Origin of the sequence: Streptococcus suis (assembly GCF_002960625.1) — a bacterium.
Classification (GTDB): Bacteria; Bacillota; Bacilli; order Lactobacillales; family Streptococcaceae; genus Streptococcus; species Streptococcus suis_T.
Window position 1 is genome coordinate 35,341 of the sequence record NZ_POJH01000016.1, and the last position, 22,330, is coordinate 57,670.

General features: G+C 42.8%; 21 protein-coding genes. 2 read left to right on the forward strand and 19 right to left on the reverse strand.

Annotated elements, in window-relative coordinates:
- Positions 1–10 precede the first annotated feature (10 nt).
- Positions 11–481, forward strand: a complete 471-nt coding sequence (locus C1G49_RS01935; RefSeq protein WP_105118564.1) for a hypothetical protein — start codon at positions 11–13, stop codon at positions 479–481.
- A gap of 689 nt (positions 482–1,170) precedes the next feature.
- On the opposite strand, the gene C1G49_RS01940 is transcribed toward C1G49_RS01935, so the two are convergent.
- The 3 genes from C1G49_RS01940 to C1G49_RS01950 all read right to left on the reverse strand — a co-directional run bounded on the left by C1G49_RS01940 (position 1,171) and on the right by C1G49_RS01950 (position 4,990).
- A complete protein-coding gene (locus C1G49_RS01940) occupies positions 1,171–1,887 on the reverse strand; it encodes a YebC/PmpR family DNA-binding transcriptional regulator (protein WP_105124404.1) in 717 nt (238 codons plus the stop codon).
- 107 nt (positions 1,888–1,994) lie between these two features.
- A complete protein-coding gene (locus C1G49_RS01945) occupies positions 1,995–4,163 on the reverse strand; it encodes a PTS transporter subunit IIBC (RefSeq protein ID WP_105124405.1) in 2,169 nt (722 codons plus the stop codon).
- Between the two features lie 35 nt (positions 4,164–4,198).
- A complete protein-coding gene (locus tag C1G49_RS01950; protein ID WP_105124406.1) occupies positions 4,199–4,990 on the reverse strand; it encodes an endonuclease/exonuclease/phosphatase family protein in 792 nt (263 codons plus the stop codon).
- Positions 4,991–5,186: 196 nt separating this feature from the next.
- Between C1G49_RS01950 and C1G49_RS01955 the strand changes: the two genes are divergently transcribed.
- Positions 5,187–5,894: a GntR family transcriptional regulator gene (locus C1G49_RS01955; protein WP_105124407.1), complete on the forward strand. Its 708-nt coding sequence runs from the start codon at positions 5,187–5,189 to the stop codon at positions 5,892–5,894.
- 56 nt (positions 5,895–5,950) lie between these two features.
- Here the strand turns inward: C1G49_RS01955 and glgP are convergent, their stop codons facing one another.
- The 16 genes from glgP to C1G49_RS02040 form a co-directional block, all read right to left on the reverse strand.
- Positions 5,951–8,215 carry a glycogen/starch/alpha-glucan family phosphorylase gene (gene glgP, locus C1G49_RS01960; RefSeq protein WP_105124408.1) on the reverse strand — a complete coding sequence of 755 codons (2,265 nt, stop codon included), beginning with the start codon at positions 8,213–8,215 and terminating at the stop codon, positions 5,951–5,953.
- A complete protein-coding gene (gene malQ / locus C1G49_RS01965) occupies positions 8,208–9,716 on the reverse strand; it encodes a 4-alpha-glucanotransferase (protein WP_105124409.1) in 1,509 nt (502 codons plus the stop codon). The genes glgP and malQ overlap by 8 nt, the downstream gene beginning before the upstream one ends.
- 204 nt (positions 9,717–9,920) lie before the next feature.
- Positions 9,921–12,020 carry an AAA family ATPase gene (locus tag C1G49_RS01970; RefSeq protein ID WP_105124410.1) on the reverse strand — a complete coding sequence of 700 codons (2,100 nt, stop codon included), beginning with the start codon at positions 12,018–12,020 and terminating at the stop codon, positions 9,921–9,923.
- A gap of 517 nt (positions 12,021–12,537) precedes the next feature.
- Positions 12,538–12,948, reverse strand: a complete 411-nt coding sequence (locus C1G49_RS01975; protein ID WP_024394801.1) for a peptide deformylase — start codon at positions 12,946–12,948, stop codon at positions 12,538–12,540.
- Between the two features lie 72 nt (positions 12,949–13,020).
- Positions 13,021–13,749, reverse strand: a complete 729-nt coding sequence (locus C1G49_RS01980; RefSeq protein ID WP_105124411.1) for a MerR family transcriptional regulator — start codon at positions 13,747–13,749, stop codon at positions 13,021–13,023.
- A gap of 78 nt (positions 13,750–13,827) precedes the next feature.
- A complete protein-coding gene (locus tag C1G49_RS01985; protein ID WP_105124412.1) occupies positions 13,828–14,916 on the reverse strand; it encodes a nucleotidyltransferase in 1,089 nt (362 codons plus the stop codon).
- A 43-nt stretch (positions 14,917–14,959) separates the two neighbouring features.
- Positions 14,960–16,900 carry a hypothetical protein gene (locus tag C1G49_RS11265; RefSeq protein ID WP_238595834.1) on the reverse strand — a complete coding sequence of 647 codons (1,941 nt, stop codon included), beginning with the start codon at positions 16,898–16,900 and terminating at the stop codon, positions 14,960–14,962.
- Positions 16,901–16,912: 12 nt separating this feature from the next.
- A complete protein-coding gene (locus tag C1G49_RS02000) occupies positions 16,913–17,659 on the reverse strand; it encodes a class I SAM-dependent DNA methyltransferase (RefSeq protein WP_105124413.1) in 747 nt (248 codons plus the stop codon).
- Between the two features lie 49 nt (positions 17,660–17,708).
- Complete coding sequence (gene rsfS, locus C1G49_RS02005; protein WP_024401552.1) at positions 17,709–18,068, reverse strand: ribosome silencing factor; 360 nt, start codon at positions 18,066–18,068, stop codon at positions 17,709–17,711.
- Between the two features lies 1 nt (position 18,069).
- A complete protein-coding gene (locus tag C1G49_RS02010) occupies positions 18,070–18,579 on the reverse strand; it encodes a cysteine hydrolase family protein (RefSeq protein ID WP_105124414.1) in 510 nt (169 codons plus the stop codon).
- On the reverse strand, positions 18,576–19,031 hold the full coding sequence (locus tag C1G49_RS02015; protein WP_105124415.1) for a GNAT family N-acetyltransferase: 456 nt from the start codon (positions 19,029–19,031) through the stop codon (positions 18,576–18,578). Before C1G49_RS02015 ends, C1G49_RS02010 begins: the two co-directional genes overlap by 4 nt.
- A 2-nt stretch (positions 19,032–19,033) precedes the next feature.
- A complete protein-coding gene (yqeK, locus tag C1G49_RS02020; protein WP_105124416.1) occupies positions 19,034–19,621 on the reverse strand; it encodes a bis(5'-nucleosyl)-tetraphosphatase (symmetrical) YqeK in 588 nt (195 codons plus the stop codon).
- A complete protein-coding gene (locus C1G49_RS02025) occupies positions 19,618–20,250 on the reverse strand; it encodes a nicotinate-nucleotide adenylyltransferase (protein ID WP_105124417.1) in 633 nt (210 codons plus the stop codon). Before C1G49_RS02025 ends, yqeK begins: the two co-directional genes overlap by 4 nt.
- A 12-nt stretch (positions 20,251–20,262) precedes the next feature.
- Positions 20,263–20,574, reverse strand: a complete 312-nt coding sequence (gene yhbY, locus C1G49_RS02030) for a ribosome assembly RNA-binding protein YhbY (protein WP_004195298.1) — start codon at positions 20,572–20,574, stop codon at positions 20,263–20,265.
- Positions 20,575–20,629: 55 nt separating this feature from the next.
- On the reverse strand, positions 20,630–21,736 hold the full coding sequence (yqeH, locus tag C1G49_RS02035; protein WP_105124418.1) for a ribosome biogenesis GTPase YqeH: 1,107 nt from the start codon (positions 21,734–21,736) through the stop codon (positions 20,630–20,632).
- Positions 21,737–22,264 (reverse strand): YqeG family HAD IIIA-type phosphatase, encoded by a 528-nt coding sequence (locus C1G49_RS02040; RefSeq protein ID WP_105118579.1) that lies wholly within the window; start codon positions 22,262–22,264, stop codon positions 21,737–21,739.
- Positions 22,265–22,330: the final 66 nt, after the last annotated feature.

The following is a 22,330-nucleotide window of genomic DNA, read 5'->3' on the forward strand; positions in this document are numbered from 1 at the left end:
GGAGCCCATGATGAAAAAGTATATTTCTCTCATTGCACTCTGCATGATGATACCTTGCTTAAGTGCTTGTCACTCTGTCACTTCAGAAGTTAATAAAGAAATGCAAAACGAGCTAACAGCAGCTTCCATTGAAACAGAAAAAGCTCTAAAAACAGATGAACGTCTGGCTAAGATTGAGAACTTTCAGCAAATTGTCGAAATCACGACATCCAAAGGAGAATTCTCTCTTGAATCTCCTTTCTCTGGCAAAATCTATTTAATGGCAACAAAAGAAAATCTCGAGAAACTCTCAAAAGAAGAGTTTACTCTGAATGAAAAGAGCTTCTCAACTATCGATGCTGGTAGTAGCAATGATTTTAATATTCGCTATAAAAAACAAACTTACCTCACTGTTCAAACCCTATCCGTTCAAGATATGGAACAATTCGAGTACACCAAATCATCTTCCACTTCCGCTATTCTTGTCTTCTATCCAAACTAGCAAAAATTCCTCGATTCAAGCTACAACCGTTCACTGAACAAGCCTCGATTTTATATTTTTTGCTCGGGTTAAAACAGTCACTTCCCTGACGGTTTTAATCCACTCCCTGGACTTTTGAGCATAAAGAAAACTGCCTGCCGGCAGTTCCAATCTCCAACCTTTTAACAAAAATGACTGTCCCCCGGACTATGAAATGACAAAGAAAACCGCTTGTCAGCGGTTCGCATCTCCAACCTTCTAATAAAAATAACTTCCCCTGGACATTCTAATAGCTACAAAGAAAACCGCCTACCAGCGGTTCTCATCTCCAACTTTCTAGTCATTTTATATGTCCCACAGACCATGAAATGATAAAGAAAGGATTGCCTGCCAGCAATCCTAATTTCCAACCTTTTAAGCCAATAATTGTCCTTATGGACAGCTGAAAATAAAGAAAACCAGCTTGGTTCTTATTTCAAACCTTCTAGGACGTCCCACGTACAATGAGAACCGTCTGCCGACGATTTCAATCTCCAACCTTTTAATAAAAATGACTGTCCCCCGGGCTTTTGGGTATAAAGAAAACTGCCTACCGGCAGTTCCAATTTCCAACCTTCTAGGACGTCCCACGTATAATGAGAATCGTCTGCCGACGATTTCAATCTCCAACCTTTTAATATAAAAAAAGTGCTAGTAGCACTTTTTTTATATTAAAAGCCATCTACATTCGTGTAGATTTTTTGGACGTCTTCGTCGTCTTCGAGGGCATCGTAGAGTTTTTCAAATGTTGCAAGGTCATCGCCGTCAAGTGATACTTCTGATTGTGGGATCATTTCAAGTTCAGTAACGTTAAACTCTTCAATACCTGATTCCTTAAGTGCCACGATTGCCTTGTGCAAATCAGTTGGTGCTGTATAAACAGTGATTGTTCCTTCTTCTGCTTCTACATCATCGACTTCGACATCTGCTTCAAGGAGCAATTCGAAGATGGCATCTGCATCATCACCAGCAAAGACCACTACGCCTTTTTTATCAAACATGAATGATACGGAACCAGACGCACCCATGTTACCACCATTTTTACCAAAGGCAGAGCGAACATTGGCTGCGGTACGGTTTACGTTTGATGTCAAGGTATCAACGATAATCATAGAACCGTTTGGTCCAAAGCCTTCGTAACGACCTTCCACGAAGGTTTCGTCTGTATTTCCTTTTGCTTTGTCAATGGCCTTGTCAATGATGTGTTTTGGAACCTGCGCTTGCTTAGCACGGTCGATAACAAATTTCAGCGCTGAGTTTGTTTCTGGATCTGGGTCACCCTTTTTCGCTGCTACATAGATTTCAACACCAAATTTGGCGTAAACTTTTGAGTTAGCACCGTCTTTTGCGGTTTTCTTGGCTACAATATTGGCCCATTTACGTCCCATGGGGAACCTCCTACATTTTATAAAATCGCTTTATTATACCATAAATGGCAAGGATTGAGAAGATTTTTAAAACAAAAGACAAGCTCACATGAACTTGTCTTTTTATCTTACAACTCAACTGTCGCAACTTGGCTATCTTGACTGACTTGTCCAAGATTTTCAAGGCTGACAGATTTGATTTCTGCTGTGTTTGTGAAGGCAACGACGATGGTTGTTTCACGTCCTGCTGAGCGAATGGCTTCAAGATCTGCAACAAGGAGCAAGTCCCCTGCTTCAACACGTTGACCATCTGTTACCTTAGTTGAGAATGGAGCACCGTTTAGTGCAACTGTGTCTAAACCAACGTGAACTAAAACTTCTACACCCTTGTCAGACAAAATTCCGACAGCGTGTTTTGTTGGGAAGACACTAGTTACAATACCTGAAACTGGTGCGTAGACATTGCCGGAGCTAGGCTCAACTGCATAACCGTCACCCATCATTTTTTGTGAGAAGACTGGATCTTTCACTTCTGTGATGGCAACGGCTTGCCCTTCAGCAACAGAGTAAACTGCCTCGGTCACACCCTTGAATTGTGCTTCCTCCACTACTGTTTCACTTGCAACAATTTCTGTACGCGGAATGGCTACGCCAGATTCTAGCAAATCTTGAATGTCTGATTTGAGAACATCTGCTTTTGGTCCATAAACTGCTTGAACACCTGAGTCTTTGATAATCAAGCCCATAGCACCAGCCTGTTTCCAAGCATTTTCATCTCCAACCTGTGCCACATCTTTGACACTTACACGAAGACGAGTCATACAAGCATCCACATCTGCGATATTATCACGACCACCAAGCAAGTTGATGATTTGTACCACTTGTGAATTAGCATCTGCAGTATCTACGTTTGAGTTTGAAACCACATCTGTTGTTTCTGTATCATAGTTACCATTACGACCAGAAGTTGCTAGGTTGAATTTTTGAATCATGAAGTTAGCAATGAAGTACATTGCAACTGCAAAGAGGGCTGTTACCCAGATAAAATTGACAACGTCCATACCAATACCGGCTTTAATCGCCATCGGTGTACGTGTAAGGAATTCGATATTACCAAATGAGTGCATACGCAAATTGACAATATCTGCCATCGCAAAAGCCGCACCTTGTACAAATGCATAGACTACATAGAGTGGCATTGCCGCAAACATGAACATAAACTCAATTGGTTCTGTTACACCTGTCAAAAAGACAGCTGCAGCAGATGAAAGGAACATACCACGATATTTTTTCTTCTTATCCTCATCAACATTGCGGTACATAGCAAGGGTCAAGCCCATGAGAATACCAGAGGAACCAATCATTTGACCTACTTTAAAGCGAGCAGGAGTTACATTAGCAAGCAAGTCATTGTACTGAGCCATATCGCCAGCGTCTTTGAGGTTGATCAAGTCAGTAATCCAAGCCAACCAAAGCGGATCTTGACCAAATACCTGTGTACCTGCTTGAGCACCTGTCAAGATGTCATAGGTCCCACCAAGTGATGTATAGTTCATTGGAATGGTCAACATGTGGTGAAGACCAAATGGAAGAAGCAAACGTTCCAAGGTACCATAAACGAATGGAGCTACAATAGGAGCTGTGTCTTGTGATGTTGCAATCCATTTACCAAAACTGTTAATACCAGTTTGTACAAGAGGCCAGAAGATTGCCAAACCAAGCGCTACAAGAACTGAGCGATAGATAACCACAAATGGTACGAAGCGTTTGCCGTTAAAGAAGGTCAATACATCTGGCAACTTGCGATAGTTGTAGTATTTGTTGTAAGCAGTCGCACCAACAAAACCAGCAATAATCCCTACAAAGACACCCATGTTCAAAGCAGGCTGACCAAGGATATTGACAAAGTATCCAGATACTGGAATTTCTGTCCCAAAGACTGTGCTAACAGTCGCAGTCGCATCTGCCAACATATCAGTAGTTACACCGAAGAAGTGACCGGTAATCAAGTTAATGAGGATAAAGGCAAGACCTGCTGAGAAAGCACCGCCAGCTTTTTCCTTAGCCCAGCTACCACCGATTGCCAAGGCAAAGAGCAAGTGAAGGTTTCCGATAATCCCCCAACCGATTTGGGCAATGATATTCCCAATACGAATGAGCAATTCTGATTCAGGACTGATTAGTGGAATCGAGTTTCCGATAGAAACCATCAGACCTGCCGCCGGCATAACGGCGATCACTACCATCAAACATTTACCGAATTTTTGCCAAAATTCGAAACTAAGAAATTTTTTCATATGTTTCTCCTAAATTTTTCTTGGTCAGTTGACCATTAAATACTAATGTTAACTTCCACACCAAAGTGGTCTGAAATAATGGGAAGATTATCTCCATTGAAAATCACACGACTGGATTGAACCTGTCTTTTCTGATTTAAGAACACATAGTCCAGACGTTTTTCCTGACTATGACCTGCCCACCCATCAATGGCTTTTTCAACGGTGATTCCCCTATCCTTTTTCTCAGCCAAATCATAACTATCATATAAACCTAAGTCCTTGATTGCTTGATAGGCTTGTGGATTTGACAGGGCATCCGTATTGAAATCTCCCATTAGAATTTTCAAACGTCCCGAACTTGTCCGTTCCACAATCGAGCGAATATTCTCCAACTGATTTTCTTCTTTACTGTCAGGAAGATTGATATGACAAGAATAAATGTCAATCCATTCCTTCTCGTGCAAGACTGTCAAACCGATGATTTTTCTAGATAAGATTGATGTCAGGTCTTGGTTCTGACTACAGTAGAAGGCATCTACTTCATAGACAGGTAGTTTAGTCAAGAAGGCAATTCCTTCATCATATCTATCGTAACCAATATGGGAATTGGACCAGAAATAAGAATAGTCTGTCACTCCAAGCTCTTTCAGCTTTTCAAGCAAAACCAAACCATAATTGTCTTGGCGTAAGTCCTTGGTCACCAAGGGACTTGTCATTAGCTGATTGACTTCCTGAAGAGCGATCACATCATATTGCTTTTGGGCAATGGTCTGAGCTAAAATATCCAATTTTTCATGCTGGTCATCTTCTAGCCAGGCATGAACATTGACTGTTAGTAATTTCATATCTCTCCTTTCTATTTACTTCGTAAAACCTTTTCAACTTGTAGCCTTATTATAACGTAAACGTTTTCACTTGTCAACACTTTTACGGAATAATTTAAAATGTTTTACGTAAAAGTTTATCTGGACTTAGAATACTGACCTTTGGCATTTTTTATGATATACTAGCGATAAATAGCAAGCTAGGAAGTTACCCCAAATGAGTAAATACAAGAAAGTCTATGCTGACATCAAGGAAAAAATTGAACAAAATATCTGGAGGGCCAATCAAGAGATGCCTACAGAGAATGAGCTGATGGAGATTTATTCCTATTCCAAGGACACCATCCGCAAGGCACTATCTCTGTTGGAAATGGACGGCTATATCCAAAAACGTCAGGGACGAAACTCGATTATTTTGGACCATAACCTCGTTAGAAAACCATTTGTGTCCGAATTGAAAACTGTTAGCGAACTCAACCGCTCTGCCCACCATCAAGTCCAGACCGAATTGACCAACCTCTATATTGTCCAAGGTCAGCCAGAGGTCATGAAGGAATTGGAAGTGGATGAAAAAACGGATCTCTACCGTGTCAGTCGCGTTCGGACTATCGACGGTGAGCGATTAGAGTATGAGATTTCCTACTTTGACCGCAGGATTGTTCCCTATCTCAGCAAGGAAGTGGCTGAAAGCTCGATTTATAAGTATTTGGAAGAAGAATTAGGTCTAGAGATTTCCCATTCTCGGCGAGAAATTTCCTTCCGCTTTGCGACGGAGGAAGAAAAATCCTTGCTTGATCTAGCTGACTACGACATGGTGGTTTCCGTCACTAGCACCACCTATCTGGCAGACGGCCGTCCTTTCCAGTACGGAACCATCACCTACCGACCAGATAAGGTTACCTTTGTTTCAATGGCCAAACGATAAAAAATGAAGAATACCAAAAAGAATGTTCCCAATCGGAAACATTCTTTTGTTTTGGATTAGTTACTGTGCCAGATGTCTTCGTTATACTGCTCGATTGTACGGTCAGATGAGAAGAATCCTGCTTTGGCGATGTTGTGAACAACTTTCTTGTTCCATGAATCTTGATCGTCGTAGTCTGCAAAGACTTGCTCCTTGACTTCAATGTATTCAGCCAAGTCGATCAAGGTCATGAACCAGTCTTTCGAAATCAATTCATGGTGAAGACGACCAAGGCGTTCTTCATTACCAAGAGCACGGATTTCGTCGCTGACGATGAAGTCAACCGCACGTTTGATATTAGCATCACCATTGTAGTAGTCCGCAGATACGTAGCCAGCCTTGTCGTACAAGTCGATAATGGTATCTGAATCCTTACCAAATGTATAGATATTGTCCATACCAGCCAACTCAGCAATCTCAACGTTGGCACCGTCCATGGTACCAAGTGTCAAGGCACCGTTGAGCATGAATTTCATGTTACCAGTACCTGATGCTTCTTTAGAAGCCAATGAGATTTGCTCAGAAATATCTGTCGCAGGGATGAGTTTTTCAGCAACGGTTACATTGTAGTTTTCTACCAAGTGAACGTTGAGATACTTGCTGACTTCTGGGTCATTGTTGATCAACTCAGACAAGCAGAGAATCAAGTGAATGATGTCTTGGGCAATCACGTAAGCTGGAGCTGCCTTACCACCGAAGATAACGGTGATTTTACGTTTTGGCAGGTTGCCGTTCTTGATTTCAAGATACTTGTGGATGACATACAAGGCATTCATTTGTTGGCGTTTGTACTCGTGGAAACGTTTGATCTGTGTATCGATGATAGAGTTTTCATCCAATTCGATACCCTTGTTATCTTTGAGGTAACGTTTAAGGGCCAATTTGTTGTTGTGCTTGATTTCAGCCAACTTAGCATGCACTTCTTTGTCATCAGCAAAGGCCAACAATTTCTCAAGCTTAGTCGCATCTGTCAAATACTCATCACCAATCAATTCCTTGATGTAATCAGCAAGGTCTTGGTTAGCAAATTCCAACCAACGACGGAAGGTGATACCGTTTGTCTTGTTGTTGAATTTTTCTGGGTAAAGCTCGTAGAAGCCTTTCAACTCAGAGTTTTTCAAGATTTCAGTATGGAGAGCCGCAACCCCGTTGACAGAGTTTGAGAAGTGGATATCCATGTGAGCCATGTGCACACGACCAGACTCGTCAATGATGTGAAGGGCTACATCCGCCACTTCCTTAGCTACCAAGGCATCCAATTCCTTGATGATGTCTACCAAGTGAGGCACCACTTCTTCCAAGAATGACAATGGCCATTTTTCAAGGGCTTCTGCCAAGATGGTGTGGTTGGTGTAACCTGTCATGTTCTTAACGATTGCCACTGCTTCTGCAAATTCTAAGCCGTGTTTTTCAGTCAAAAGACGGATCAATTCTGGAATGACAAGTGAAGGGTGGGTATCGTTGATTTGTACATAAGCATAATCTGCCAAGTCACGCACGTTTGAGCCACGCTCAATCGCTTCGTCAATCAAAAGCTGGGCAGCGTTAGATACCATGAAGTATTGTTGGTAAATACGGAGCAATTCACCATTCTTGTCTGAATCATCTGGGTACAAGAAGAGGGTCAAGTTTTCTTGAATAGCCGTCTTGTCAAATGAAATGCCATTTTCAATCAAGCCGTAGTTGACAGATTGGATATCAAACAAGTTGAGGTAGTTCTTAGTATCTTTCTTGTAACCAAGGATGTCCAAACGGTCCAATTTAGAAGTCAAGGTGAAGTTTTTGAATGGAACATCGTAGCTGATTGTCGTTGGAATCAACCAAGAATCATTTTCAATCCAGAAGTTTGGCTCTGCATCTTGTTGGTTGTCCTTGAAGACTTGTTTAAACAGACCACAGTGGTAGTTAAGACCAACACCTTCACCGTTAATGCCAAGCGTTGACATAGAATCCACAAAGCAAGATGCCAAGCGGCCAAGACCACCGTTACCAAGTGATGGTTCTGGTTCAACATCTTCAACCTGTGCCAAGGACTTGCCAGCTGCTGCCAATTCTGCCTGAATGTCCTTGTAAACACCCAAGTTGATCAGGTTGTTTGACAAGAGTTTACCGATAAGGAACTCAGCTGAGATATAGTAAACCTTACGTTTACCTGTGTTTTTTGGCATATCTGCCGCTGATAATTTGACATAGTTGAGCAACTGAAGATAGATTTCTTCGTTGGTCATGTCGGCTAATTTCTTATTGGCTTTGCTTTCTGCAAATGTAGTAAAGTTATTCATGATTTTTATTTCCTCGTTGATATAGTGTAGTCATTTTGACTAAGAAGTCTATGCGGTCCTGGGTTAAATCTTCGGCTTTCATCCGCCATTCCCAGTTGCCTCCAACAGTTGAAGGCATGTTCATACGGCTGTCTTCACCCAAGTCCAGAACATCTTGCATGGTCGCAATAGCTGTATCGCTGACCGTTGCAAACAGTGTTCTAAGCATGGCTTGAGTAACTGGCTCAATCGGTTTTCTGTTGGTATAGGCATCTACAAATTCCTGTTGTTCAGGCTCTAGATTGTTATACCAGCCATTAACCACCTCATTGTCGTGAGTACCGGTATAGGCAATCGAGTTTGGCACACAACGGTGTGGGATGTCAATGCTCTGCCCTGTCACATCGAAGAAGCCAAATTCTAGGATTTTCATACCTGGGTAGCCGCAGTCTGCCAACAACTTGCGTGCCTTGGCATCGATATTTCCAAGGTCCTCTGCAATAATGGGCAAATCACCAAGGGTTTCTTTGACCGCCTTGAAAAGATTGTAGCCTGGACCTGGCTCCCATGTGCCCACCTTGGCAACTTTAGCATCTCCAGCTACCTGCCAATAGTCTGAGAAGCCTTTGAAGTGGTCAATTCTCAAGACATCGTAAATCTTGAAGCTCTCGTGAATACGGTAAATCCACCAGTTGTAGCCAGTCTTTTCATGTTGCTCCCAATCATAAAGTGGGTTACCCCAGAGCTGACCGTCCGCAGAGAAGTTATCCGCTGGTACGCCTGCCACATAAAGTGGCTTGCGTTCGCTATCAAGCTTGAAGAGCTGTGGCTTGGTCCAAACTTCCACACTATCTGCCGATACGTAAATGGGCATATCTCCAATAATCTTGATGTGGTTCTTGTTGGCGTAGTCCTTCAACTGCTTCCACTGGCTAAAGAAGAAATACTGCGTTACTTTAAAGTAATCAATTTGGTCTGCCAATTCCAAGCGATATTTTTCAAGGGCTTCTTCATTTCGAGCAACCACTTTCTTGTCATCCCATTCTTGTAGGGCCTTGTTGCCGAAGTGTTCTTTAATGGCCATGAATTCCGCATAGTCGTTTAGCCAGGAAGAATTAGCTTTTTCAAATTCTTGAAAGACTACTTTACGCTTGTCATCACTCAAGAAATTTTTAACAGCTCTTTCCAAGATTGGTCGACGCGCTTCATAAATCAAGGCATAATCCACTTTTTCTGGATTGTCCCCAAAATTCACATCTTGGTAATCAAAATTTGCTAGTAAATCCTCTTCTGCCAATAAATCAAAATCAATTAGGTGGGTATTTCCAGCGATGGCTGAAAATGATTGGTAGGGAGAATCCCCATAACTGGTCGTTGTGAGAGGAAGAAGCTGCCAGTAGGTCTGCTTGGTTTCAACCAAGAAATCAACAAAATCATAGGCAGGCTTTCCAAAAGTACCGATACCAAACTTACCTGGAAGTGAGGTAATATGCATTAAAATTCCACTGGTACGATTCGCCATAAAAACGTTTTCCTTTCTTTCAAGTACAATGATAGTTTAACGCAAACGTTTGCACTTGTCAAGGAATTATGCAAGATTTTTGAAAAACTTTTCCGTAAAACTGCTCGAAAGCTGTCAATATGGGATTTATAGGGTGCTTGTAAGCGAGAATAAAAAAGAAAATCCGAGAATTTCTTCTCAGATTTTCTATATTATCTTATTTTTTTATGAAAAGGTTTGCTCGCTGATTTGAATCTCATTTTCCACTACATCAGCCAACAAGTTTGTCACATCTAGGTGATCCAGATAGTAATCCGTTACCTTGTCTCGAATTTGATTTTCAATCACACGGCGCAATGGACGAGCTCCCATGGCCTTGTCATAACCTTCTTCCATCAAGAACTCTTTGGCGGTCTCGGTCACTTCAAGGGTAATCCCTTTTTTAGCTAGGGTTTGATTAACCTGTGCTAACATCAAGTCAACAATTGCTTTTAGATTTTCCTTGTCCAGATGTTTAAATTCTATAACTGCGTTGAAACGGTTGAGGAATTCCGGACGGAAGAATGGAGCAATGCGGTCCATGATATCTAGCTCTTCCTCACCTTCTGCCATTCCATAACCAAATCCAGCATTAGAAGTCGCGATAATAATGGTATTCTTAAAGTTAACTTGGTTGCCCTGGCCATCAGTCAAATGCCCATCATCCAGCACTTGCAAAAGGAGGGTAAGCACTTGTGAATCTGCTTTTTCAATCTCATCCAAGAGAACAATGGAGTAAGGATTGCGGCGGACACGTTCGGTAAGAGTATGGGAATTGTCGTCGTAGCCCACATAACCTGCCGTGGTCCCAATCAGCTTGGAAACGGCTGTCCGATCGCTGTATTCAGACATATCCAAACGAATAATGGCATCCTTGTTACCAAACAAGTCTAGTGCTAACTGTTTTGCCAACTCTGTCTTACCCACACCTGTCGGACCGACAAAGAGGAAGGAACCAATCGGACGGTTTCCGTCATCAAAACCTGCTCGGTTACGACGAATGGCACGGGATACAGCTTCCACCGCATCATCTTGACCGATAACCTTGGCTGCCAGACGATTTTTCAATTCCTTGAGTCGTTCAATGTCAGAAGCTCCCATTTGAGAGACTGGAATTCCTGTCATTCGCTCAACCGCCTGAGCCACATCATTAACAGTCGCCACCACTTTCTGTTGCTCCGTATGATTATCAATCTGTTTTTGTAGCTTATCAATACGGACCTTTTCATTCAAGGCTTTTTCATAATCCTCTTTCTCAGCCGCTTCCAACTGCAACTGTTTTGCCTCAGCCATTTCTGCTTCCAAGGTCTGAATATCTGTCACAGGATGTTGGGCAGCCAAGTGAGCAGCAGTCACATCGACCAGGTCAATGGCCTTATCAGGCAAGCTGCGCTGTGGAATATATTGGACGGAATAATCAACCGCAGCTCTCAAAACCTCATCTGGCAACTCAATATTGTGGTGGGCTTCATAAAGCGGCTTAATCCCTTTCAAAATCTGGTAGGTGTCTTCTGCGGACGGAGCATTGACCTTGACTTCATTGAAACGACGAGCCAGAGCAGCATTCTTGTGAATAGTATTGCGGTATTCGTCCTGTGTAGTCGCACCGATAACAGTTAACTCTCCACGGGAAAGAGCTGGTTTGAGAATATCTGCTAATCCCTTGGAACCTGAGTCTCCACCAGTGCTACCAGCTCCCAAAATCTGATGAATCTCATCAAAGAAGAGAATGATATTGCCAGCTTTTTTGACTTCATCCACAAGATTTTGGACATTTTCTTCAAAAGCTCCACGGTACTGAGTCCCAGCTTCCAAGCCTGAAATGTCGATGGAGATGATTTCCTTGTTCTTAATGGCAGCGGGCACATCGCCGTTGACAATGGCTTGAGCCAAGCCTTCTACTACCGCAGTTTTACCGACACCCGCATCACCGACCAGAACAGGATTATTCTTAGTCCGACGTGCCAAAATTTCAGATGTTTCTTGGATTTCCTTATTTCGTCCAATGACTGGATCCAACTTCCCTTCACGCGCATCTTGTGTCAAATTGCGGCCCAGTTTTGCCAGAATTCCGTCTGACTTTATCTGACCTTTAGCCTGAGTTTGAGCCACTTCTTCTGTCTGTGGCAGGCGACCAGTCTGACGGTAAATGGCAAATTCCTCCGGTGTCACTTCACGCCCATTGATAGAATAACGGCGATGCTCTGTACTATAGCCTCCCATGTTGCCCATGAGTTGATTGAAAATGTCGTCCATATTGTTAAAGTTATTGAAATTGTTGTTCATCGTTTTTACCTCGTTTAAGTTTTATTTGCTTTTGACTTTTACTGACCTTTGTTTTAAAAAAATTGATTTAGTCTTTTAGTTTGCTTTTAGTACTAGGCAACGAGCTGAAGGCAGTACTGAAGTACGGCAAAGCGAGTTAACGCAGTAATAAAAGATAAACTAAATGACGCTAATAGGGTATAATCCTGTCTTTCATAGTACCCTCCTCAGAAGTTTGTCTTTTACTGACCATTTAGTCAATTTGTCAGTCAAACTTTTTCGTTTGACTTTAACTGACCGTTTGTTCAAAGAATTCGTAAGGCCCTTTACCTTACGAATCTTATTCTACACCATTGGTCAGCAAAAGTCAATAGTTTTGTTTGACCTTTTTTGACTTTTTATAGTCGAATGAATTAGCTTTCAAACAAGGAACTGAGGCGCAGGCTATACTAAAGTATGGCAAGGCGAAAGTGACAATGTATCAAAGTTAATTCAAATGACTATAAAAAAATCTACCTGACGATAGATTCGGTAACTACTAGATGATAATCCCTTCCAAATGATCTAGTTCATGCTGAACAATCTGGGCTTGGAAGTCTGTCAGCTTTAGGCTCTGCTTTTTCCATGAAGCATCAAAAAACTCCACTTCAATCTCCTGATAGCGTGTCGTCGGACGGCTACCTTCCAGTGATAGGCAGCCTTCCTCTGTCTGATAGGGCTTGGCCTTGCTGATGAGGACGGGATTATACATGACCAGGTTGGTGAAGCCCATGTTGACGATGATAATCCGCTTTTTGACACCAATCATGTTGGCCGCCATGCCCACGCAGGCGTGAGCGTTGGCTGCTAAAGTGTCCTGCAAATCTTGACCGACTTGTACATCTAGCTGAGTCGCAGGCTCAGACTTCTGCTGCAGGAAGAAAATATCTTTCATAATAGGTTGAATCATGGGGTGTCTCCTTATTTTCTAGCTTCATCTAGTATACCAAAAAAAGCCTAGTTCTCACTAGACTTCTTTCGTTTATTCTTTGCAATAAACTGCTATTGCCTGACTGACAAAGGCTGCTGTGCCTGGTCCACCTGCTCGGTCAATGTTGGCTGAAAATCGCTCGTCTTCAACATACATAAGACCTAGATTTTGTAAGATTTCCTTGGTGCAGGTGTAGAAATTTTCCGTGATATAGGCCTGCAAGTTGGCTACCTGAGCCTGCACATCTGAATGAACGGCTCCCAAGCTCTGCATTTTTCCAAAAGCTTCAAAAATAGCCTGCATCTCTTGAGCAAACACCCGGTCCTTACTGGCATCGTATTTCTCTTCAAATTCCGCAAAGGCTGAGGTATTCCCCCACCGCTCCTTGGCCTCCGCCTTGTAGGCTTCTAGTTGACTGCTGTCAAATGCGTGAAAATCCATGACTTCTCCTCCTTTTTCTGTGAGCAATCTGGCGTGATTGATGATGCGATCCAGCCGTTCCCTTTTGAGCTCTAAAAGGGTGATATGGTCCCGCAAGACCTGCTGACGATTGACTTCCGTCACGTCCAGAAGCTGCTGAATATCTTTGAGAGGAAAATCCAACTCACGAAACAATAGAATTTCTTGCAGACGAGCCACATTCTCTTGATTATAGTAGCGATAACCATTTTCAGCCACAAATGCTGGTTTGAGCAAACCAATCTGGTCATAGTGGTGCAAGGTCCTCACCGTCAATCCTGTCAACTGACTGACCTGCTTAACTGTCCAATTTTCGCTCATAGAAATCTCCTCTCTATGCCCAGTATAAGGGATAACGTAAGGTGAGAGTCAAGAATTTTATCAAAAAACTTTTACATCTCACTCCACCCTCACCGGCACGCGCCCGTAAGTCTGCTCTGCTATTGCGTCAGCCCCCAACCGATAGACGCTATCCGCTTGCTGGGTCAGGCTGTCCCAGGGCTCTTTGCCGATCCGCGTCACCAGGTCCACCCGCTCCTTGACTGTCTTGAGATAGGCCTGGCCTCGAGCCGAAAAGCCTAGGACATGGACCGCATCTGGCAAGGGAGCTTCCACCGCATTGACCAGAATATAAGTCAGCACCCGTCGCACCCTCGCCTTGGTGTAGCGCTTGGTCGCAACGGCTTCCACTAACTCCTCCACGGTCGCTGCGCTCCCAATGGCAGAGCGGATACGACTGGCTAGTTCTTCGTTGACCTGAAAGACCTGACTGAGATCTGGGTGGGTCGCAATCTGGTAGCAGAGCAGGGGAAAATAATCCTTCCAGCTTACCTTGGTCGCCTCTTCGAAAAGACTGGCAGACGGCAAGAAATCACGCACCAAGTCCAACTGGTCAGCACCCTTTCGGATAGCCGTCGCCGAGGCGTAGGACGTTTCCACCTCTTCCGAGTGAAAACCAGCCCCCTGCCGCTGAACTGGGCCGAGCTGAATACCTGTTCCCGCCACTGCCTTGGCGTAAGCCAGAGCCAGAATATGGTTGGGCGTATCACCTGTGAAGGTTAGACCTGCAAATTCCTGCCACATAGCCTGGGTCTTCTGTGGATAAGAAAGATGGTCAGGCAAGTTTTTCACAAAATTTTCCATTTCCTCAGACTTATCCACATAGATATCCGCAATTTTCTGATAATCCAGCATTTCTTCCGTACCGAAAACCAGTTTTTCCACACCTAGCCTGTGTAAAATGCTGATTGCTCCCTTGGCAAAGTGGTCAGCTGACTGGACCGACACTAAAAAGGGCATCTCGACAACAAGATCTGCCCCGTGTTCCAAAGCCATCTGAGCCCGTGTCCACTTATCTACAATAGCAGGCTCGCCCCGTTGCATAAAATTGCCAGACATAACCACAATTTTCAAGCCTTCCGCCTGTTCCAGCAGGTACTTATGCCCCGTGTGAAAAGGATTGTATTCTGCAGTAATCCCTGAAATCATGCCCTACCTCCTAGACTTTATTCAACTATCTACAACCTAATACCTAAATTACAGCAAACTCTTTTTCTGCAATCTGTACTGCTTCAAGTATATCCTCTTCTGCTAAAACCGTGCGTTTTGAGATAACTCTTTCAACCTCTCGTTCAATTATTGACTCTCTAGTAAACATCCTATTTTTAACAGATTGCTTTTTCTGGAACATGTCTTTAAGTCGTTCCCCTAATTTCTTATCGAAGATATTATTTTGAATTTCTTTAAATTCTTCTTCTGAAAGCGCCATAGCCATAACAATATCAATAAATTCTTCTTTTAGAATTGCAAACATCTCAATTCTGTCATCTTCTATAAAGTTGTCTAAAACAACCTTAGAACCAACAGCAGCCAATGTTCCACCAGCTACTGCACCTACAAATGACCCAACTGGACCTAAAAATGCTCCAGCAACTGCACCACCTGCAACTCCACCTAGTAAGCCTGTTCCTGCTACTAAGCTATTCTTTAATAACTGTTGGCTAGATATTCTACCTTGCAGTAGATCAAATACGTCCGGACCTACAGTAATTCCGAATGAAATAACTCCTGCTGCTTGTCTAGCAACAGTATTGGCTGCGACATTCTTAACTGTTTGATCAGCGATTTTTTTAGTAAGAATTTTTCCAATTTGTTGAGAAGCTGTGTATATAGCTGCTCCCAACAATATCGTTTTTACTCCAGAATAGATTGCTGATTTTGCAGCTTCTTCAGTATCTTTTCCAGCCCATTTTTCCATTGCAAAAACAAGGACAAAGCTTATTCCTGCAGCTGGAATAGATTGAATAGCTCCATCAATGGCATCATATTTTAATGAAACAATATTTCCGCCCTTGGCAACCAGTTTTGCCTCATTATAAGTAACATTCCCTTTTCTAATAATCAGATAGGCATCATCAGGCTCACTATGACCCGGAACTTTTCCAGCTTTTATTTTTTTCTTCATGAGTTGAATTGATTCATTATACTGGTCCTTAGGAACTTCTAACTGCATCCCCTTATAACGGTATTCTCCTCCATTAGCCTTATCAAATGCTGCATTTATCGTTCCACTAGCTTTTGCATAGTATTTTGTTTGAATTTTTTGATTTCCAACAATTCTATCTGCCCCATTTTTAACATTATCTCTCCCTACTTGCTCTACTTTTTGGAAAGGATACTTTATCTTGTCTATTACATTATTAGCATATTCAGCTGCATGCCCATGTCCTTGAGGAGCTTTTGCGATAGCATTAAATTGAATATCTTTCAAATGAGAACCTAGCATCATATTTAAACCTATAATTGATCCTATTTTAGCTCCATTTTGAAAATTCTCTGTATGAAAATCATTTTTTTGCAAACGATCAATAACTTTTTCTAAATAGTTTTCATGTAAATCTGCCGTATAACCTGTTTTAATAATTGAGTTTAAATTTGCGACTATATTTTTTTGTTGAGCATCATCAAATTGAAAATATAGTCTTTCAATCTTATTAGGATAAAAAAGTAGAATTTTTTTACCCTTACAAGTAATCTTCCATAAACCTTTTAAAGGGAAAAACTTTTTGCTAATTTTATACTTAGCATCAGCATCATTATTGCTATTTTCGATTTGTTCTCTAAAATAAAATCCATCCTGAGTTAACAACAAACCATATTCCAAAAACTCCTCGTCAATTTTGCTCCTAATAGGACTATAGCCAAAAATCTCCAAATTCTCTACGTCATTAACTGTACAAACAAAATCTTTGCTCCCCAATATAAACCATCTAGCCCGACCATAGGGAATCTGCGTACTAGAATATTCAAAAGACTCGGCTAATTTGCATAAATAATCACGAATAATATCTTCATCGTATTCATGTATTTGACGACTCGATTTTAACCATATTTGAAACAAAGCTACATAAATTAATAATAACAATAAAAGAATAACAAATATTGCAACCAAGATAATGATAGCTACATTCATATCCAATACCACCTATTTCTTCTTACACTTGAAAAACCACCGCTGGCTGGTTTCTGTCGGCACTTGATTTTCAAAGTCCGCAAAGACTTCCACAGATGTAAAACCAGCTTGTTTCAAACATTCCACATAGGTTTCAATCGGATAGGTCCGCTCTTCATGAACTTCATCCCGACGGATAAACCGCTCCTCTTGACTGTCCTCATCTTTGACAAAGAAGGTCAATTCGTGAACAATGGAATACTCATGCTCACCCTCATAGGTATCCCAGACAAAGGCAAAATCCTCGTAGTTTTCATGGTAGCTATAGCCTGCAAAGACTTCCTCCATTTGATAGATGGAGTGAACGTCAAAAAGGAAAATACCACCTGGATTGAGAACAGAGTGAACTCCTTCAAAGACCCGCAAAACGGCTTCTTGGTCTGCCATATAGCACAGACTGTCCGAGTAACAGGTCACCGCATCGAAATCTCCAATACCTTCCAGAGCCATCATATCTGCTTGGGCCAGTTCCATCATGACACCAGCAGCTTCTGCTTTTTTCTGGGCTAATTCCAACATTTCATAGGACAGGTCAAGCCCTGTCACTTCATACCCCTTTTGAGCAAAACGCACAGCCTGAATCCCTGTCCCACAGGCTAATTCTAAGATGGTTTTGGTGTCTTGTGGCAAGTTCCGCAAGCTAAAATCTGTCCATTTATCATACAAGCTGTCATCCATGATTTCATCATAAACCGCCGCAAAGGTTTCATAAGTTGCCATATTTTCCCATTTTTCCTTTCATAAAAAGCAGCCAATCGACTGCTTCTATCTATTTCTCGTCTAAAAAGTCTGCGACTTCCAAGAAGCTGCCTTCGTGCCATAATTTTTCAAGGTTGTAGAGGTCACGCATTTCTTCTGAGAAGATATGAACGACTACGCCTCCAAGGTCCAATAGGACCCAGCCACCGTTACTATCGCCTTCTACACGGCTACCCTTGATTCCAACTTCCGCTACCTTTTCACGGATGTTTTCCGCAATAGCCTCCAACTGGCGACTGTTCATGGAGCTGGCAATCACAAAGTAGTCTGTCAGGCTGGTCACGCCTTGAACATCAATTACAACAAGGTCCTCAGCTCGCTTGTCATCAGCAGCCTGGACTACAACTTTTACTAAATCTAGTTCTTTCATTTTATCCTCTTAAAATATTTTCTAATGTATCTACCTGGGCAAAATTCCATGACCAGATGTTTTGGTAGTGGTCAATCAAGTCTTTGGCATCCATTTTTCCTGTATAACCTGTCGTTGTTCCATCCTGGATCACAGCTGCCTTGTAGCCTAGTTCAAAGGCTACTTTAATCGTCGTATCAATGCAAAAATTGGTCGCCATGCCCATGATGATGAGCTGCTCAATTCCCTTTTTCTGCAAATAAGCATGAAGCCCCGTTTCCTTGAAGGCACTGTTAAAGGTCTTATCGAAAATCTTCTCACTAGCTAAGGGTGCAACAATTGAGTGAATCTCCCAGTCAGCAGTCCCCTTGACCAATTCCTGATCATGATGGCGGACATGGATGACTTCTAGCCCCGCTTGACGGGCTTGTGCAAGGCTATCTTGCCAGAGGGCTAATCGCTCTTCAATGGCATAAGGTTTTTCCTCCACTAGAAGGTTCTGAATGTCAATGACTAACAATGCAGATTTCATAGCTTAACACCAGGCGTTTCCAAACGGAAGACCAATTCCCTTTCTTCTTCAACATCTAAGACAAAATCATTTTTCTCCAAGAGATGAGCCATCTTCTGATTGCCCTTAACGTATGCTGCAATCAAATGATTGCAGACAGGATGTGATTGAGCCATTGCTATTACGACCTCCAAAGCAGCCTGGCCATAGCCTTTCCCCTGAAATTCTTGACCAATCATAAACCGCCAGAGCATATACTGCTGGATGTCCTCATCAATATCAATCAAGGCAAAACCAACCACCTGTTCATCCGCCCAGATGGCATAGGGGAAGACATCCCCGTTTTCTCTGTAAAGCCAAGCGTCAGCGAGTGAACGCACGTTTGGAGCCACGAAGACCTTATCTGCCTCGGCTACTGTCAAGTCCAAGACTGCTTGATAGGAGCTTTCATCCACAGGTTTTAATACAATCATCCCTACTCCTTCAACCAAACAACATAGCCATTATAGGTTTCCAAGGTTTGTGGATAAATGGGAATTCCCTTCTTGGCTAAGTAAGAAATGGTTTGGGCAGTTTCATAGGCTACTGCCTTGTCCAAGGACTCTTTTGCGATACGACGCGCCTCGTCCACCCCAGGAAAATCCCGATTAGGTTCGATGTAGTCCGCCACATAGAGAACCTTGTCCAGCAAGGTCATCTGCCCCGCACCAATGGTGTGTCGTTGAATGGCTTGGAAAATTTCCTCATCTTCCAAACCAAAATCTTCTGCGATTTTATAGGCGCCAACCACACCGTGCCAGATGTTATTATCCCAGTTGAGCAGGTCCTTGTCCAAATCATACTTGGCAATCAAGTCCAAAAAAACTTGGTCTTCCACTTCCTTAGCATAGTCATGCAAGAGTGCTGCTAGACTGGCTTTTTTCGAATCACAGCCGTATCGATCTGCCAAGGCAAGCGCCGCTTCTTCCACACCCAAGACATGTTGGAAGCGCGCTGGCTTCATGGCTACACGGATTTTTTCCAAAAGAGCCTGACGGTCAAAGGTCAAATCTGCTGCAATCATTGGTAAAGTCCTTTTTCTTCAATGTAGTCTAGAACTTCATGAGGCACCATAAAATTCGGCACTCGTCCTTGCTTGATAAAACTACGCACCATGCTGGAGGAAATGTCCATCAAGGGCACATCTACCCAGATAACAGGATAGGACGTCCCTGCTTTGTAACGAGGTCGCTGGACACCAACAAACTGCACCAACTGGACCAATTCATCAATCCTATGCCATTTTGGAAGGTAGTCTACCATATCCGCACCGATGATAAAATAATAATCCGTATCAGGATTTTTTTCCTTCAGCAATTTCATGGTGTCATAGGTATAGCTGACACCTCGGCGTTCCAGTTCAATGGTTTCAATCCCCAAGCCGTCAATACCTGCAATAGCCATCTTGAGCATGGAATAGCGATGGTATTCGTCAATGGTTTCTTTTGTATCCACATGGGGTGGAAGGAATTCTGGCATGAGCAGGACTTGATCCAGCTTCAACTGTTGACGGACCTGGTCTGCCACAATCAAATGAGCATTGTGGACAGGATTGAAATTCCCTCCCAAAATCCCCACTTGTTTGCGATTGGTTTCTTTCTTTTCAACCTCTAATTCAACCTTGGTAAAGGGTGTTAAGAGTTCAATAGCCATAGGCTCTCCTTCTTAGATTTCTTTGACCTGTTTGGAAATTTTACGGTTCTCTTTCTTGCTAGATTGTTTGAATAAAATCAAGATGCGACCGATTTTTTGGACCGTATCCACACCGATTTCTTCTTCCAAGATTTCTGCTACTTCGTGAATGTTTTCATCCGTATTTTGTAGCAAGGTCACCTTGATCAATTCACGCGCGTCCAGCGCCTGACGAACACTGGTTTTAATCTGGTCATTTAGACCATTTTTCCCAATCTGAATGATGGGTTTGAGACTGTGTGCCTGACTGTTCAAAAAGGCACGTTGTTTTGAAGTTAATGACATCTATTTTTCCTATGTTTCTATATTTATTAGCTAACAATGTAACCAGTAAACCCATCTAAATAATGGCCTTGCGGATCACCACATCCACACCCTTAGGTGCCCAGGCAGCAATCTTGGCTTTTTCATTGACACGAATCCAACCAAGTCCTGAGAAGACCACATCCGTCTTCTCATTGATGGTAAATTCATGGCGGACCAATTCAGGAAATTCTTTCAATTCCTTGCTGGTTGGCGGCACTAAAAGTGAGCCCGCATGTTTCTGATAAAACTCGCTAGCTCCCTGCAGTTTGGTGCGGTGGAGTTGGAGCTCATTGTCAAAGAAGGCCGTAAAGCCTTGGCGTTCACCAGCCACAAAGTCAAATCGTCCCAGACCAGCCAAGAACAAGGTTTGTTCTGGATTGAGCTGGTAGGTCTTTGGCTTGATTTCCTTACGAGGGCTGATATACTTGAGATTTTTAGCCGTCAAATAATGGGCCATCTGGTGGCGATGGATAATTCCTGGCGTATCATAGATGTAGGAACCATCATCCAGAGGAATTTCAATCTTATCCAGCGTCGTTCCAGGGAAACGTGAAGTCGTAATGACATCCTTGTCCCCTGTGATTTCTTGAATAATAGCGTTAATCAAGGTTGACTTGCCGACGTTGGTCACGCCGACCACATAAACATCCCGTCCCTTGCGGTGCTGTTCAATCTTTTCAATTAAGTCCTTGATGGCCTGCTTGTTTTGGGCCGAAGTCAAGACCACATCAACTGGTCGCATGCCGATTTCATGTGCCCTCTCGGTCAACCACTGAGTGACCTTGCCTGTCTTGACAGACTTGGGTAAAATATCCTGCTTGTTGCCGACCAAAAGCACATCATTTCCAGAAATAAAGCGTGGCAATCCTGGAATGACAGACCCATTGAAATCAAAAATATCAATGACATTGACCACCAAGGCATCACTTTCTCCTACGCTATGTAGGAGTTTCAGGAAATCGTCATCTGAAATATTGACATCTGAAATTTCATTGTAATGGCGCAAACGGAAACAACGTTGGCAGTAGAGTTGCCCGGTTTCCAAGCCTTTTTCTAGGGCTGATTGAGGTGTAAATCCAGCGGCAGCCTTGTCTAGCGTCTGAATTTGGGCACCACAGCCGATACAAAATAATTCTTCCACTTACATCTCCCTCTTGTAATCTATCGCTCCATATTTAGCGATGATTTTTTTCATGGTCCGCCGCTCACGCCAACGGTTAATCTGCGTATTGATAGAGTCCGTCTGAATCAAGGGTTTGACCAGTACAGACTTGAGACCAGCTCGCTTAGCAGCCCGAATGTCTGTCATCAACTGATCCCCAATCATAACGACCTCATGTGGCTGAACATCAAAGCGTTTTAAGGCGCGGTTAATCCCAAAGGTGAAAGGCTTGAGCGCAAAGGCTTCAAATTCAATCCCAAAAGGTGCAACTGCTCGCTTGACCCGCTCGTATTTGTTGTTGGAAACCACCACAACGGGAATGCCTGCGGCCTGTAAATCCTGTAACCACTGGCGCATCTCTGGCGTACCATCGGGATTGTTCCAAGCAATCAAGGTATTGTCCAAATCGACAAAGACCACCTTGATACCCTGTTTTTTCAAACTGTCAACTGTCACATCATAGGCCTTTTCTAAGGCAAAATCTGGCATATAATTTTCTAACGTCACGGACTTCTCCAAAGAATTTTATCAGATAATTATACCATTTTTCTAGGAAAAAGGCGAATAGATAGC

Excerpts from the sequence above, each read along its gene's own strand:
- C1G49_RS01935 (WP_105118564.1), top strand. The coding sequence starts at position 11 with ATGAAAAAGTATATTTCTCTCATTGCACTCTGCATGATGATACCTTGC.
- C1G49_RS01940 (WP_105124404.1), bottom strand. The coding sequence starts at position 1,887 with ATGGGACGTAAATGGGCCAATATTGTAGCCAAGAAAACCGCAAAAGAC.
- C1G49_RS01945 (WP_105124405.1), bottom strand. The coding sequence starts at position 4,163 with ATGAAAAAATTTCTTAGTTTCGAATTTTGGCAAAAATTCGGTAAATGT.
- C1G49_RS01950 (WP_105124406.1), bottom strand. The coding sequence starts at position 4,990 with ATGAAATTACTAACAGTCAATGTTCATGCCTGGCTAGAAGATGACCAG.
- C1G49_RS01955 (WP_105124407.1), top strand. The coding sequence starts at position 5,187 with ATGAGTAAATACAAGAAAGTCTATGCTGACATCAAGGAAAAAATTGAA.
- glgP (WP_105124408.1), bottom strand. The coding sequence starts at position 8,215 with ATGAATAACTTTACTACATTTGCAGAAAGCAAAGCCAATAAGAAATTA.
- malQ (WP_105124409.1), bottom strand. The coding sequence starts at position 9,716 with ATGGCGAATCGTACCAGTGGAATTTTAATGCATATTACCTCACTTCCA.
- C1G49_RS01970 (WP_105124410.1), bottom strand. The coding sequence starts at position 12,020 with ATGAACAACAATTTCAATAACTTTAACAATATGGACGACATTTTCAAT.
- C1G49_RS01975 (WP_024394801.1), bottom strand. The coding sequence starts at position 12,948 with ATGATTCAACCTATTATGAAAGATATTTTCTTCCTGCAGCAGAAGTCT.
- C1G49_RS01980 (WP_105124411.1), bottom strand. The coding sequence starts at position 13,749 with ATGAGCGAAAATTGGACAGTTAAGCAGGTCAGTCAGTTGACAGGATTG.
- C1G49_RS01985 (WP_105124412.1), bottom strand. The coding sequence starts at position 14,916 with ATGATTTCAGGGATTACTGCAGAATACAATCCTTTTCACACGGGGCAT.
- C1G49_RS11265 (WP_238595834.1), bottom strand. The coding sequence starts at position 16,900 with ATGAATGTAGCTATCATTATCTTGGTTGCAATATTTGTTATTCTTTTA.
- C1G49_RS02000 (WP_105124413.1), bottom strand. The coding sequence starts at position 17,659 with ATGGCAACTTATGAAACCTTTGCGGCGGTTTATGATGAAATCATGGAT.
- rsfS (WP_024401552.1), bottom strand. The coding sequence starts at position 18,068 with ATGAAAGAACTAGATTTAGTAAAAGTTGTAGTCCAGGCTGCTGATGAC.
- C1G49_RS02010 (WP_105124414.1), bottom strand. The coding sequence starts at position 18,579 with ATGAAATCTGCATTGTTAGTCATTGACATTCAGAACCTTCTAGTGGAG.
- C1G49_RS02015 (WP_105124415.1), bottom strand. The coding sequence starts at position 19,031 with ATGATTGTATTAAAACCTGTGGATGAAAGCTCCTATCAAGCAGTCTTG.
- yqeK (WP_105124416.1), bottom strand. The coding sequence starts at position 19,621 with ATGATTGCAGCAGATTTGACCTTTGACCGTCAGGCTCTTTTGGAAAAA.
- C1G49_RS02025 (WP_105124417.1), bottom strand. The coding sequence starts at position 20,250 with ATGGCTATTGAACTCTTAACACCCTTTACCAAGGTTGAATTAGAGGTT.
- yhbY (WP_004195298.1), bottom strand. The coding sequence starts at position 20,574 with ATGTCATTAACTTCAAAACAACGTGCCTTTTTGAACAGTCAGGCACAC.